The 13,879-nt window shown below is 50.9% G+C and carries 12 protein-coding genes and 1 pseudogene; 7 read left to right on the top strand and 6 right to left on the bottom strand.

Annotated features, from left to right (window positions below; translation table 11 throughout):
• The first annotated feature begins 20 nt into the window (after positions 1 to 20).
• Both xdhC and guaD read left to right on the top strand, forming a co-directional pair.
• Positions 21 to 863 carry a xanthine dehydrogenase accessory protein XdhC gene (xdhC, locus tag KCG43_RS16760; RefSeq protein ID WP_218386389.1) on the top strand — a complete coding sequence of 281 codons (843 nt, stop codon included), beginning with the start codon at positions 21 to 23 and terminating at the stop codon, positions 861 to 863.
• 24 nt (positions 864 to 887) lie between these two features.
• Positions 888 to 2,237 (top strand): guanine deaminase, encoded by a 1,350-nt coding sequence (guaD, locus tag KCG43_RS16755; protein ID WP_218386387.1) that lies wholly within the window; start codon positions 888 to 890, stop codon positions 2,235 to 2,237.
• A gap of 109 nt (positions 2,238 to 2,346) precedes the next feature.
• Here guaD and hmpA read toward each other — a convergent pair whose 3' ends face one another.
• Positions 2,347 to 3,519: an NO-inducible flavohemoprotein gene (hmpA, locus tag KCG43_RS16750; protein ID WP_218386385.1), complete on the bottom strand. Its 1,173-nt coding sequence runs from the start codon at positions 3,517 to 3,519 to the stop codon at positions 2,347 to 2,349.
• Positions 3,520 to 3,633: 114 nt separating this feature from the next.
• On the opposite strand from hmpA, the gene nsrR reads away from it, so the two are divergent.
• Entirely contained in the window at positions 3,634 to 4,062 is a 429-nt protein-coding gene (gene nsrR / locus KCG43_RS16745; protein ID WP_218386382.1) for a nitric oxide-sensing transcriptional repressor NsrR, read from the top strand.
• Positions 4,063 to 4,300: 238 nt separating this feature from the next.
• Here the strand turns inward: nsrR and KCG43_RS16740 are convergent, their stop codons facing one another.
• From KCG43_RS16740 to puuE, 4 genes are read right to left on the bottom strand one after another with little or no spacing between them, the layout of a single operon-like run.
• Complete coding sequence (locus KCG43_RS16740; protein WP_192015022.1) at positions 4,301 to 5,560, bottom strand: urate hydroxylase PuuD; 1,260 nt, start codon at positions 5,558 to 5,560, stop codon at positions 4,301 to 4,303.
• Between the two features lie 46 nt (positions 5,561 to 5,606).
• Positions 5,607 to 6,152, bottom strand: a complete 546-nt coding sequence (locus KCG43_RS16735; protein ID WP_218386380.1) for an ureidoglycolate lyase — start codon at positions 6,150 to 6,152, stop codon at positions 5,607 to 5,609.
• A 20-nt stretch (positions 6,153 to 6,172) separates the two neighbouring features.
• Positions 6,173 to 6,688, bottom strand: coding sequence for a 2-oxo-4-hydroxy-4-carboxy-5-ureidoimidazoline decarboxylase (gene uraD / locus KCG43_RS16730; protein ID WP_120511855.1), 516 nt, complete (start codon positions 6,686 to 6,688; stop codon positions 6,173 to 6,175).
• A gap of 2 nt (positions 6,689 to 6,690) precedes the next feature.
• On the bottom strand, positions 6,691 to 7,614 hold the full coding sequence (gene puuE, locus KCG43_RS16725; protein WP_218386379.1) for an allantoinase PuuE: 924 nt from the start codon (positions 7,612 to 7,614) through the stop codon (positions 6,691 to 6,693).
• Between the two features lie 396 nt (positions 7,615 to 8,010).
• Here puuE and uraH point away from each other — a divergent pair, with 396 nt between their 5' ends.
• From uraH to KCG43_RS16705, 4 genes and pseudogenes are all read left to right on the top strand, one after another.
• Positions 8,011 to 8,364, top strand: a complete 354-nt coding sequence (uraH, locus tag KCG43_RS16720; protein WP_218386377.1) for a hydroxyisourate hydrolase — start codon at positions 8,011 to 8,013, stop codon at positions 8,362 to 8,364.
• 282 nt (positions 8,365 to 8,646) lie between these two features.
• The gene (locus tag KCG43_RS16715) at positions 8,647 to 9,993 is read left to right on the top strand and encodes an NCS2 family permease (protein ID WP_192015019.1); all 1,347 of its coding nucleotides are present in this window, start codon (positions 8,647 to 8,649) and stop codon (positions 9,991 to 9,993) included.
• A gap of 195 nt (positions 9,994 to 10,188) precedes the next feature.
• Positions 10,189 to 11,461: pseudogene (locus KCG43_RS16710) on the top strand (nucleobase:cation symporter-2 family protein); the annotation flags it as partial.
• Positions 11,462 to 11,687: 226 nt separating this feature from the next.
• A complete protein-coding gene (locus tag KCG43_RS16705) occupies positions 11,688 to 13,058 on the top strand; it encodes an 8-oxoguanine deaminase (RefSeq protein ID WP_218386375.1) in 1,371 nt (456 codons plus the stop codon).
• A 161-nt stretch (positions 13,059 to 13,219) separates the two neighbouring features.
• Here the strand turns inward: KCG43_RS16705 and KCG43_RS16700 are convergent, their stop codons facing one another.
• Positions 13,220 to 13,831 carry a TetR/AcrR family transcriptional regulator gene (locus tag KCG43_RS16700; RefSeq protein ID WP_192015016.1) on the bottom strand — a complete coding sequence of 204 codons (612 nt, stop codon included), beginning with the start codon at positions 13,829 to 13,831 and terminating at the stop codon, positions 13,220 to 13,222.
• Positions 13,832 to 13,879: the final 48 nt, after the last annotated feature.

Raw genomic sequence — 13,879 nt, 5'->3', positions numbered from 1 at the left:
CGCCTGATGAGGAAAGCGCGATGTTTAAAGACAACTGGATTCATGCCCTGGCTGAACTGGATCAACGTGGTGAACCTTGTGTCATGGTCACTGTGCTGGCTGATCGGGGCTCAGTACCCCGCGATGCCGGTACCAAAATGCTGGTGACACGTAACGAGATCATCGCCACGATTGGCGGCGGCCATCTTGAGCACAAAGCGATCAAACTGGCACGGGAAATGCTGCTGACCGGAGACAGACACCCGCGAGTCGAGCACTTCAATTTAGGTGCCAGACTCGGTCAGTGCTGCGGTGGCATGGCCACCCTTAGCCTGGAGCCGATTGGTCAGCAACAACACCATCTGGTGCTTTTTGGTGCAGGCCATGTTGCGAAAGCATTAATCCATGTTGTCAGTACATTGCCGTTTCGCGTGACCTGGATCGATCAACGGGAAAGTGAATTCCCGGCCGAGCTGCCACTCGGTGTGACCAAGCTGGTGTCTGATGATCCGGTGGGTGATATCCGCGATATGCCCGCCAACAGTTACTATCTGGTGATGACGCACAATCATCAGCTGGATTTTGAGCTGGCAAGGGAAATCCTCAACAGAAATGATACTGCCTATTTTGGCATGATAGGGTCGCTGACCAAGAGGAAGAAGTTTGATTATCGACTGTCGCAACGCGGATACGATGATGAAACCATACGGCGTATGGTCTGCCCGATTGGGATTGATGCCGTCAAGGGTAAGCATCCGGCAGAAATTGCGGTTTCTGTCGCGGGCGAGCTGATCGCCCACTATCAGGGCGAAACCCTGGCCGATAAACGCGAGGACTCTGCTGCCACAGAGCCCGATGACAGCCCCGACAATCAAGTCGCCTGACAGCGATTAACGAAGGATAAATACATGACATTACAACGCACGGCTTATCGCTCAGCGATTTTACACAGCATTGCCGATCCCCAGGAAGTCGGCCTTGATAACAGCTTTGAATTTTTTGAAGACGGTGTTCTGGTGGTTGAGAACGGCCACATTCTGGACTTGGGCCCGGCTGACGAGGTACTGGCTCGCCACCCGTCCGGAATGTCCGTCACGCAATATGAGCACAAGCTGATCACTGCCGGTTTTATTGATACCCATATTCACTATCCGCAAACCGGCATGATCGCCTCTTACGGCGAGCAGTTGCTGGACTGGCTGGAAAACTACACTTTCCCGGAAGAACTGAAGTTCAAAAACCCGGTGTATGCACGCCAGGTCGCCAACATTTTCTTTGATGAGCTGGCCAGCAACGGGACAACCACCGCCCTGGTTTTCGGTACAGTGCATAAAGAATCTGTTGATGTGTTTTTCGAAGAAGCTGAAAAACGCAAACTGCGCATGATAGCCGGTAAAGTTCTGATGGATCGCAATGCGCCGGATTACCTGACAGACACCCCGGAATCCGGTTATCAGGACTCAAAAGCGCTGATCGAAAAATGGCACAACAAAGACCGTTTGCTGTATGCCGTGACACCGCGTTTCGCGCCAACCAGCACACCCGAACAACTGGCGACTGTCGGTAAACTGCTGGAAGAGTATCCGGATGTGTATATGCACACTCATCTTTCTGAAAACAAGAAAGAAATTGAGTGGGTGCTGGAACTCTTCCCTGAGCGCGACAGTTACTTAGATGTGTACGACCATTACAAACTGCTGAAAAACCGGGCCGTTTTTGCCCACGGTGTGCACCTGACCGACTGTGAGTGCAAACGTCTGTCAGAAACGGGTTCTGCCATTTCGTTCTGTCCGACTTCTAACCTGTTCTTAGGCTCTGGTTTATTCAACCTGCCGAAAATGGAGCAGCACGGTATTCGTGTCGGTATGGGAACCGATGTTGGTGCCGGCACCAGTTTCTCACTGCTTCAGACCATGAGCGAAGCCTATAAGATTCTGCAGTTACAGCAGCAGAAACTGCATCCGCTGAAATCCCTGTATCTGTCGAGCCTGGGCGGCGCCAAAGCGCTGTATCTGGACGACAAGATAGGTAACCTGAAACCGGGTAAAGAAGCGGATTTTGTGGTACTGGATCTGCACGCAACACCGTTAATGTCTTTCCGCATGCAGCAAGCAAAAACGCTGGAAGAGCAACTTTTTGTGCTGATGAGTCTGGGCGATGACCGCACCGTCAGCAAAACCTTCGTCTATGGCGAAAAAGCCTACGATGCCGAAGGCACAACCGAACCAGAAATGGTAACTAAGAAAAAAGCGAGCTAAAAACTCGCGTCTCCACAATGCGTCTATCCTTGCCCGTCCCGGTATTCACGTCTCTAACACCGCCGCGGACGGGCGTTTTTTATCTTGCCTGCATCTTTCTGAATCTAACTTACAACACCTTATGCGGTCCGAAGCACTCGTAGTGCATCTGCGATTCGCTCACGCCTTTTTCTTTAAGCTGCTTGGCCACATGCTGCATGAAACCCACCGGGCCACAGAAATAGAAAGTGGTGTTTTGCCAGTCGACAGCCGTATCCAGTTTGCTCAAATCCAGAAATCCTTCAAAGTCTGCGGTGGCTCCCTGAGGCTCGCGATACCAGACATGGCTGCTGACACCCTCTGCAGTATTTGCAATCTCTGCTACATGACTGCCAAACGCATGCTGACGGTGGTTTTCAGCGGCATGCAACCAGTGAACCGGCGCCTGGTGGCTGTCTTTGATGCTTTCCAGCATCGCCAGCATAGGTGTAAGACCAACACCTGCCGAAATCAGAGCGACAGGCTGAGTAACTTCAGAACGGAAGAAAAAGTCACCGGATGGTGCTGCCAGCTGAACTTTATCACCCACGTTCAGATGCTGGTGAAGATAAGATGACACAGTACCCAGATCCTCACGTTTGACTGAAATTCGGTAGGTCTCACCATTAGGGGCACCGGAAAGGCTATACTGGCGTATCTCCTGATTGTCAAAACTATCCGGCTTCAGATAAATGCCAATGTACTGCCCCGGTTGATAAGTCGCGACAGGCTGGTCATCTGTCGGCATAAACACAAAACTGGTTATCACATCGCTTTCTGGTTTTTTTTCCACCAGTTCAAATTCCCGCGTGCCGCGCCAGCCACCGGTTTTTGCCTCATTCTCCTGGTAAATAGCCTCTTCTCGGTCAATAAACACTGTAGACAACAAACCGTATGCTTCAGCCCACGCATCCAGCACCGCCTGGCCCGGTGCGAACAATTCATCAATGGTGCCTAGCAAGTGCTCACCCACAATCGCGTACTGCTCTGCCGTAATGCTGAAGCTGGCATGTTTCTGAGCAATTTTCTCCACCACGGGCAACAGCACTTCAAGATTATCGATATTCGCAGCATAACCGTACACCGCGTTAAACAAAGCTTCGCGCTGACGGCCGCTGTCCTGGTGCGTCAGGTTAAAAATATCTTTCAGTTCAGGGTGATGACTGAACATACGATCATAAAAATGTGCGGTGAGTTTTGGGCCGGTTTCGGCTAAAAGCGGTGCTGTGGATTTAACGATATCAATGGTGTTCTGACTCAGCATAGCGGCTTCCTTAAAAGATGTATTTATAATGCATGTTTTAAAGTTGTATCTTAAATATATCTTTCAGTCAATAAAGGAATTACACTTGCCGCTAGTGTTAAAAGAGGAAAAAATGTGCAACTGACCAACTTTACTGACTACGGATTGAGAGCTTTGATCCTGCTGGGTGCCTTGCCAGACGGGGAGCTAACCAGTATCAGCCACGTCAGTGACACGTTCGCTGTGTCCAGAAACCATATGGTGAAAATCATCAATAAACTGGGTCAGCTAGGCTATGTGAAAACCGTTCGCGGAAAAAATGGCGGGATATGTCTGGCGATGCCAGCGAGTGACATCATTGTGGGTCAGGTGGTTCGGGATCTGGAACCGCTGCAAGTGGTGAATTGCGCCCCCGAGTTCTGCCATATCACTCCAGCCTGCCGTCTGAAATCCTATCTGGCGAAAGCCAAAGACGCCTTTCTGGCGGAGTTAGACCAGTGCACAATCACCGATCTGCTGGCAGATAACGATGAATTGCTGATTTTGCTGACAAGGCCGGCGTAAAGTTCAGACAAAAAAAAGCCCCGATACAACACGTATGGGGCTGGTCACATATTATGGATTGATATGTAAAGGAGATTATCTGCCCTTCTTACCCAGGATTCAGCCTGAGCCACACAACACGCTTACCCCATCAGATTGCCATCTAGTTTATGGACTTCGCGTGCTTGCTTCCAAGCTGGAACACCGGGTATGTCTGGGCTAACGGACTATAAAGTGGGGGCTTTCGCCCCCGGGGTGATTAAAGATGCGCGCCCTGTTCAACCCAGGTACCGATCAGCTTACGCTCATCATCGGTCATCTGAGTCAGGTTACCCAGCGGCATCACTTTCGTTTGTACCGACTGCGCAACAATGCGGGGGGCATTCACTTTAATTTCTTCCGGTGTATCCAGTATCACACCCGCAGGCGCTGTCGAGAACGCAGCGTGCGTCGGTTGTGCTGAATGACACACTGAACAACGAATCTGAATGACTTCATTCACCTGAGCAAAGCTCACTCCGCTGCTGGCAGGCTGTGCCGAGTCGGTTTCCGCCTGAGCTGTCGCTGACTCTGCTTTTACAGCAGGTGCAGACGCAGCAGGTGCAGAGGTTTCACCCATTTTGCTTGCATAAGGCGAAGTCACAAATGCCAGTGCGATCATACCCAGTGCTGCCACCGGCATTGTCCAGGCAAACTTCTGGCTGCCATGACGGGTGTTGAAGTAGTGGCGTACCAGGATACTGAAGACCGCCAGGCCAGCCAGGATCAACCAGTTATATTCTGAGCCATAGGTGCTCGGGAAATGGTTACTGATCATGATGAACAGCACTGGCAACGTCAGGTAGTTGTTATGACGTGAACGCAGCAGACCTTTTGCCGGCAGTACAGGGTCCGGTTCGCGATTCTCTTCAATGGCTTTTACCAGACCACGCTGAGCCGGCATGATAACGAAGAATACGTTACCTACCATGATAGTACCGATGATCGCACCAACATGGATGTAAGCACCACGCCCGCTGAACACCTGGCTCAGGCCATAGGCTGCAGCCACTAAACCGAAGAACAGGATAATACCCAGCAGCATCGGCTTCTTGCCCAGTGCTGAATCACACAGCAGGCTGTAAATAATCCAGCCTGCAGCCAGAGAGCCCACACCCAGTGCAACTGAAGCCGTGGCACTCAAACCGGATCCCGGCGCGACCAGATAAATATCCGCATTGAGGTAATACACCACACCCAGCAGCAGAACACCTGTGATCCAAGTGAAATAAGCTTCCCACTTAAACCAGTGCAGGTTTTCAGGCATGCTTGGCGGTGCCAGTTTGTATTTTTCCAGGTGGTAGATACCACCGCCGTGAATGGCCCAGAGGTCACCAGACAAGCCAGTTTTCGGATTGACACGGTTCAGGTTGTTTTCCAACCAGACAAAGTAGAATGAGGCACCAATCCAGGCGATACCTACAATCATGTGAACCCAGCGAATTGCCAGATTCAGCCATTCCGTCATATGTGGATCCATAACGAACTCCTGTTATGTTATGCGAACTTTAATTGCCTTGGGCTTATCAAAGTGCGACGGTTAATGCTTCCTGCTCCAAACTGCTCAGTGATAATTCGATACGAATATCGTCAGAAAAGTACACTTCATCGCAGTTGTTGCCAGGCCCGGCACGATCGACAACCAGAAATTGATCGTCCTTGCGCAGAGCCAGAACCGGGTGGTGCCAGACCCCTTTGCCATAATTCACGCCCTGACGTCCGTTACTGTAAAACGCCTTAAGCTGAGCGGGGTCCGGTGTATCCCCTGCCGGGGCCACCAGGATCAGGTACGGATTTCCAAGCAAAGGAATAAAAGCCTGAGATCCCAGAGGATGCCTCTCCATCATGGCTATCTGTAAAGGATAACTCAAAGGCTGGGCTTCAAAGATACTGATGATGGCTGAACCACCCTCTTCCTGCACATCCACATTGGCCATGGCATGGTAACGTCGGGTTGACCCGTTATTGATCATAAAGTAGTCACTTACTTCTTTATCAATAACATCACCAAAAGGGGCAAATGCTTCGCGGGTAAGTGGCTCAATCGTCAGTTGTCTCACTGGTGTGCTCATGGTGACTATTCCTGTCCTGATTACATTGTCTGCAGGCGGAACAAAGCGATCTTATTGATCTCTTCCAACGCCTTATCGAACTCAGCCTCAATTTCATTGCCTAATCGCGCCTCGAACGATTCAAGGATTTGATAACGATTGGCCCCTTTCACCGCCATGATAAAGGGAAACTGAAAACGTGCTTTGTAGCTATCGTTATAACGATTGAACTTCTCGAATTCTTCTGGTGAACACTGGCTAATCCCTGCGCCAGCCTGCTCGGCGGTGGACGCTTCGGTCAGTTCACCGTTCACTGCTGCTTTTCCGGCTAAATCCGGGTGCGCATTAATCAGGGCTAACTGTTCTTCTTTGCTGGCTGACAGCAAAGTGTCTGCCATGCGTGCATGCAGGGTGCTGATGTCATCATCAGCATCGCTGAGACCATTGTCGTAAACTTTTTCCGCCACCCAGGGGCTGTGTTCGTACACATCTGCAAATTGAGAGACAAACTCTTCCCTGCTCATTTGGCTCGGTTGGCAAGACGTAAAACGTGCCATCATTAATACTCCTTCATACTTGGGTGCGGGTGATGTTCGTGCCAGTGTTTGGCAATATCAATTCGGCGGCACAGCCAGACCTTGTCGTGCTGGCTCACATAATCCAGGAAGCGGCGCAGTGCAGCGATACGTCCGGGACGGCCAATCAGGCGGCAATGCAAACCCACTGACATCATTTTGGGTGCTGTAGCACCTTCTTCATACAGGGTGTCAAAGGTGTCTTTTAAATAATTGAAGAATTGATCACCTGCATTAAAGCCCTGTACTGTGGCAAAACGCATGTCATTGGTATCCAGAGTGTACGGAATCACCAGTTGCGGTTTCGGACCCTCTTCGTGCCAGTAAGGCAGATCGTCATCGTAGGCATCAGAGTCGTACATAAAACCGCCCTCTTCCGCCACAATGCGGCGGGTATTCGGGCCGGTGCGGCCTGTGTACCAGCCGTACGGACGCTCACCAGTCAGATTTTTGATGATCTCAATCGCTTTCATCATGTGATCGCGTTCTTCTGACTCATCAATGTGCTGATAATCAATCCAGCGATAACCATGACTGCAGATCTCGTGGCCGGCTTCGACAAACGCTTTCGCTACATCCGGGTGACGCTCCAGTGCCATAGCGACACCGAACACAGTCAGCGGCACATCGTATTCTTTAAACAAGCGCAGGATGCGCCATACGCCAGCACGGCTGCCGTATTCATAAATCGATTCCATGCTGATATGACGCTGACCCGGAAATGGCTGTGCCGCTGGGATCTCAGACAAAAATGCTTCCGACTCGCTATCACCATGAAGAATGCAACGTTCCCCACCTTCTTCGTAGTTGAGAACAAAAGAGACAGCAACGCGAGCGTCATTTGGCCAACGTGGGTGCGGGGGTACTGCACCATAGCCGATCAGATTGCGTGGATACTCATTACTCACACATGACTCCTTTAAATCCTAATTGGTCAACACACTGACCATCTGATAATCAATTTATAACAGTGATTGTATACAATATCCAGAATTTTTGTAAATAAAATGTGCGCAACATTTTTTAATATTCATCAAAAAAAGTTAACCGCTTGTTATCCCTATATTGCCTACTTTAATATCAATACGTTAGCTAACAGTCAGGTACAACAAAGGGTTACATACCCTAACTTTTGGGTTAACATTTCGGTTACACAAGCCTTTACTAATCGGTAAAGTTGTGTACATAGTTAAATACAATGTGGCGAACTGATTACGGATCACACATCAGAAGGCATACAATTAGTATGCAAGAAGTAATCTATTTTCTGTACAACTTAAGGAGCGCAACGCGCGAGGTTATCCATGGGAAAACTGACAACTCACGTGCTTGACACAGCCTCAGGCTTACCTGGAGCGGAGATTAAAGTGTCGCTTTATCGTCAAGAGGGCACAGACTTCGTTCTGGTTAAAACCACTCATACCAATTCTGATGGCAGAACTGACCAGCCTTTGCTGGAAGGAAACGAGTTTCAGACCGGCAAATATGAGCTGGTATTCGAAACTGCCCGTTACTTCCGCCAGAGAGGCGTAGAACTGCCTTCAGTTCCCTTTCTGGACGATGTAGTCATCCGTTTCGGTATCGCAGATACAGGCAGCCACTATCATGTGCCACTGCTGGTGTCGCCTTACAGCTTCTCCACATACCGGGGCAGCTGATTCAAAACGGAACACAAGCAGAACAATGGGGGATCCCTGGCCTGAGGTCAGATGCAGGTCAGGGCACCGCGCAAGAGAGTTTGAAGATTGTATACAATGAGTGCAGGCTAAGTAGTTATCACTTCAAAAACCATGCAGTCTCCGGCAGCTATCAGGCCGGCAGGGTTTTCAGCAAGTGACGGCCTGAAACATAGAGGGAAGTCCTGTCTGGCAGGTGAAGTTGGAAACATTAAAAAACAACCAGCACACATCGTCATTCGGGCAAAAAAAGGAAGCGTCGTCATGAACAACTCTAAAACAGAAACGCTCGGTCGTTCTGAAGCTGGTTCAGCTTCACTGTTAGAGCGCCTGTTTAAACTCAGAGCTCACGGCACCAGCGTGAAAAATGAGATCGTAGGTGGGATTACAACTTTTGCCACCATGGCTTATATCATTTTCGTTAACCCACAGATCATGTCGGCCTCAGGCATGGATGCCGAAGCAATTTTTGTTGCAACCTGTATTGGTGCTGCAATAGGCACTTTGCTGATGGGCCTGTTTGCAAACTGGCCTGTCGGTCTGGCTCCGGGCATGGGGCTGAACGCCTTTTTCTCTTTCACTGTTGTGGGAGAAATGGGCTACAGCTGGCAAGTTGCCTTAGGGGCGGTTTTCATTTCCGGTATCCTTTTCGTTGCGATGAGTTTTTACAAAGTCCGCGAATGGATCATCGAAAGTATCCCTGAAAGCCTGCGTTTTTCCATGACAGCCGGTGTGGGTCTGTTTCTGGGACTGATCGGCCTGAAAACCGCCGGTATCGTAGTTGACAGCCCTGCCACCCTGGTCAGTTTGGGTGACTTTACCCAGCCACAGGCGCTGCTGGCCGCCATCTGCTTCCTGATCATTGCCGTACTGAGTGAGCGTAAAGTCTTCGGTGCCGTGCTGATTGGTATGTTCAGTGTCACCCTGATCGGTATTCTGCTGGGTCTGGTCCACTACAACGGGGTGATATCTACTCCCCCGAGTCTGGCTCCGACCCTGTTCGCCATGGACATTGCCGGCGCCCTGAACATTTCTATGATCAGCGTGATCCTGGCTTTCCTGTTTGTGAACATGTTCGATACTGCCGGTACCCTGATGGGTGTGGCTGAACGGGCAAACCTGAGAAACAAAGAAACCGGAAAAATTGAAGGTCTGAGCAAAGCCCTGAAAGCTGACAGTATCGCCAGCGTGGCAGGTGCCTGTGTGGGTTGTCCGCCTGTCACCAGTTATGTAGAAAGTGCAGCGGGTGTCGCTGCCGGTGGCCGTACCGGACTGTCAGCCATAGTGATCGGTCTGCTGTTTATCGCGGCAATCTTCTTCTCGCCGCTGGCTGGCATGATCCCGGCTTACGCCACTGCCGGCGCGCTGATTTACGTTGCCTTCGTCATGATGAGCAGTATGCAGCACGTGAAATGGAACGATTTCACAGACGCTGCACCCGCCGCTATCACAGCGCTGATGATGCCGCTGACTTTCTCCATCGCCAACGGTATCGCACTGGGTTTCATCACCTACACAGTGCTCAAAGTCGCCACAGGCAAAACCAAAGATGTCTCAATCAGCATGTACATACTGACCGCGATTTTTGTCGCCAAACTGGTGTACCTCTGATCACAAACAGACACATGCAGTACCAATCTAAAAGTCATAATTAGAAAAGTAACATTTGATGCACACCTACCTCTGTCGTACGGCAGAGGCAGGTCACTGCACACTTAAAAAACCTAATTTAATAAAACCAAAGACGCGAACACAACCTATAACCCTACGCAGCCAATTCATCGGATGAATTGTGGAGAACTAACGATGAAACTTCTCTATACGCTAAACCAGAGACCACCACACAGCATCACCCTGCTCTTAGCTATCCAGCATATGCTGGCTTCCATCGGCGGCATTGTCGCTGTGCCATTGATTGTCGGTACCTCTATTGGCCTGCCGACCGATGAGGTCGTCACACTGATCAACGCCGCTCTGCTCGCATCCGGTATTGTCACCATTGCACAGTGTCTTGGCCTTGGCCCTGTCGGTATCCGTCTTCCCGTTGTCATGGGATCGAGTTTCGGTTTTCTGGGTGTTGCCATCAGCATAGGTAACGCTGACGGTGTTGGCGGTATCATGGGGGCAGCCCTTATCGGCTCTTTCGTGGTCGTGGCAGCCAGCTTTTTCATGGATAAAATTCGCAAGCTGTTCCCTAATGTGGTCAGCGGTGTGGTGGTGACGCTAATCGGCCTGACCATCCTCCCCGTTGCCATGAACTGGGTGGGAGATGCACCCAATACCAGCGAGCAATTTGCCACCATGCCAAAACTGTTCCTGGCATTTATCTCGCTGGCAATCGTTATCGTGGTGTCTATTTACTGCCGTGGTGCCGTCGCCGCTTCTGCCATTGTAATTGGCCTGGCCGGTGGTTATCTGGTGGCCCTGTCAATGGGCATGGTTGACCTTGACCAGATTGCACGCGCTGAGTGGGTGGGCAGCCCGGCCATCATGGAATACGGTATGAGCTTCAGCCTGTCGGCTATCATCAGCATGAGCCTGGTATACATAGTCGTGATTGCCGAAGCAACAGGGGATTTCATGGCCCTGGCGAACAACTGTAAAGTCAAGCTGTCTGGTAACGATCTGAAACGCGGTCTGCTGGGTGACGGTCTGGGCAGTACACTGGCAGCCTTCCTGACCGCAATGCCTCTGGCTTCTTTCAGTCAGAACGTGGGTATCGTGGGTATCACAGGCGTTGCCAGCCGCTATGTTGTGGCAACAACCGGCGGCTTGCTGATTCTGGGTGGCCTGTTCCCTAAACTGGCCGCACTGGCCGTGACCATTCCCAAGCCTGTTTTGGGCGGTGTCGGTTTCATTATGTTCGGTATGATCGCCTATGCAGGTATTCGCATGCTGATCAAAGCGGCTGACACCAAGCGTAACGCACTGGTGATCTGCGTCGGTCTGGCTTCTGGTCTGGCAGTGACTATCGAACCGCGTCTGGTTCAGCACCTGCCACACGATCTGGCTAACCTGTTCCACTCAGGCATTACTACCGGCACAATCGTCACTGTACTGCTAAACCAGATCCTGCCTGAGAACGCAGTCAGCGACAGCATCGAGGAAACCACAGACGAAGAGGCAGAGAGTGAACTCCCGGTTCAAACCTCTGAAACTGCGGAAAAGAAGCAACACATTGAAACAGCAAAACAATCCTGAACAGAGAGACAAATAACACATTAACTTTAACCCGGGGATCATAACGATCCCCACCCCATAAGACCTTCTCCTCGGCAACGGCAGAGAAGGCTAAGGAAAACAAAATGGTAACCATCTGGCTGAAAAACCCTTTAGCCATTTACACTGGCTCAAACACAGATTTGGATGCACGCGGCGGCGTAGTGATTCAAGGTACTAAGGTGATTGAGCTGGTTCCTCTTGGTGCTCAACCGTCTAACAAACCCGATCAGGTAATTGATGCCAGTGAACATGTCATCACGCCCGGTCTGGTCAATGCCCATCACCATTTCTATCAGACGCTGACCCGCGCCTATCCGGATGCACTGAACAAAGAGCTGTTCCACTGGCTCAAAACCTTGTACCCGGTCTGGGCCGGTCTTGATGAAGAAATGATGCAGGTCGCCACTGAGCTGGCATTGGTTGAGCTGATGATGTCCGGCTGTACAACCGCATCGGATCACCATTATCTGATCCCCCGCGGGCTGGAACATGCCATTGATATCCAGGTAGAGACAGCACAGAAACTGGGTATCCGTTCTATTTTTACCCGTGGTTCAATGAGTCTGGGCGAAGACGAAGGTGGCCTGCCGCCCCGTCATACCATCCAGAAAGAAGACACCATACTCGATGACAGCATGCGTCTGATCCGTCAGTACCACCAACGTGGTGATGGTGCGATGACCCAGATAGCACTGGCACCCTGTTCGCCTTTCTCCGTCACAACCGATCTGATGAAAGAAACCGCCCGCCTGGCAGAACGTGAAAATGTCATGGTACACACCCACTTGTGTGAAACCATTGATGAAGAAAACTTCTGTCTGGAGCGTTTCGGTCTGCGCCCGGTTGATTACCTGGAAGAAACCGGCTGGCTGAATCACCGCACCTGGCTGGCACACGGTATTCACTTCAACGAAGAAGAGATCCGCCGTTTAGGGCAGGCCGAAGTCGGGATATGTCACTGCCCGTCATCAAACATGATGCTGGCCTCCGGTATCTGCCGCAACAAAGAGCTGGAAGCAGCGGGCGTCAAAGTAGGCCTGGGTGTTGATGGCTCAGCGTCGAACGACGGCTCTAACCTGGTCAACGAAGTACGTATGGGTCTTTACATCCAGCGCTTACGTTATGGCTCAGCAGCTGTCACCCATTTCGATGCTTTACGCTGGGCAACATCAGGGTCAGCACGCGCTATGGGTCGTGAAGACTTTGGTACTCTGGAGATGGGTAAACAGGCAGACATCGCCATGTTCCGTCTTGATGATATCCGCTTCTCTGGCGCGCATGACCCACTGGCCGCACTGGTGCTCTGTGGCGCGCATCAGGCAGACAGAGTGATGGTGGCAGGCCAATGGCGCGTCCATGATGGCATGGTGATCGGGGTCGATTTACCGGCACTGCTGAGCCGTCATCAGGCAGCAGCAAAACGTCTGGTCGAGCGATTCCAGCAACGCCGGTAAACGAAATCACTCACAACCGCTTTGTTCAGGATAAATAACATCCAAGCGCTTTCGCTCTTTACCTCGTTGGGCGGAAGCGCTTTTTTATTGATTTAAAGTGTATCGGCGATTTCAAATGTATTGGCGATTCAAGTGTCTCGGCGACTTGATGTTTATCGGCATCAGGCTGATTTTATCTGACAACCGCGAATCACCAGTTGCGTCAGAAATTCTGCAGCATCGGCAAAATCCTGATCATCCAGTGCTTCTTTTTCCAGTACATTGCAAATCTGCCAGCTGAAATCGGCATAAGTCTGGGTCGATGCCCAGATAGTAAACATCAGATGCTGCGGCGACACTCGCGCCATCATCCCCTTCTCAATCCAGCGTTCCAGCTTGGTAATGATCATTCTTGACTGGGCCAGCAGCTCATCGCCAATATCTGACGGCAAATAAGGTGCGCCCGACATCACTTCGTTGGCGAACACTTTGGAGGCGAATGGGTGATCACGGGAAATCCGCAGTTTGGTCTGAATATAAGAGGTGAGTGCCTGAGCCGGATCATCCAGCTGCTCAATCGGGCTGGAGGCTTCCAGCAATGGCTGAGTCACACTTTCCAGCACTGCACGATAGAGGTTTTCTTTGGTCTTGAAATAGTAATACACGTTCGGCTTAGGGACGTCGGCCAGCTTGGCAATATCGGCCACTTTGGTTGCCGCGAAACCCTGCTCCGCAAACAAGCGGCCCGCAAACTTGATAATAACTTCCTGATTTTTTTCTCGAATACGTGACATAACCTGACTTCATCCCTCCAACCGATGCAACGCCTCATACTAGTCGAA

It is taken from the genome of Photobacterium sp. WH24 (assembly GCF_019204055.1).
GTDB classification, from domain to species: Bacteria; Pseudomonadota; Gammaproteobacteria; order Enterobacterales; family Vibrionaceae; genus Photobacterium; species Photobacterium arenosum.
This window is presented reverse-complemented; position numbering and strand designations above follow the sequence as displayed.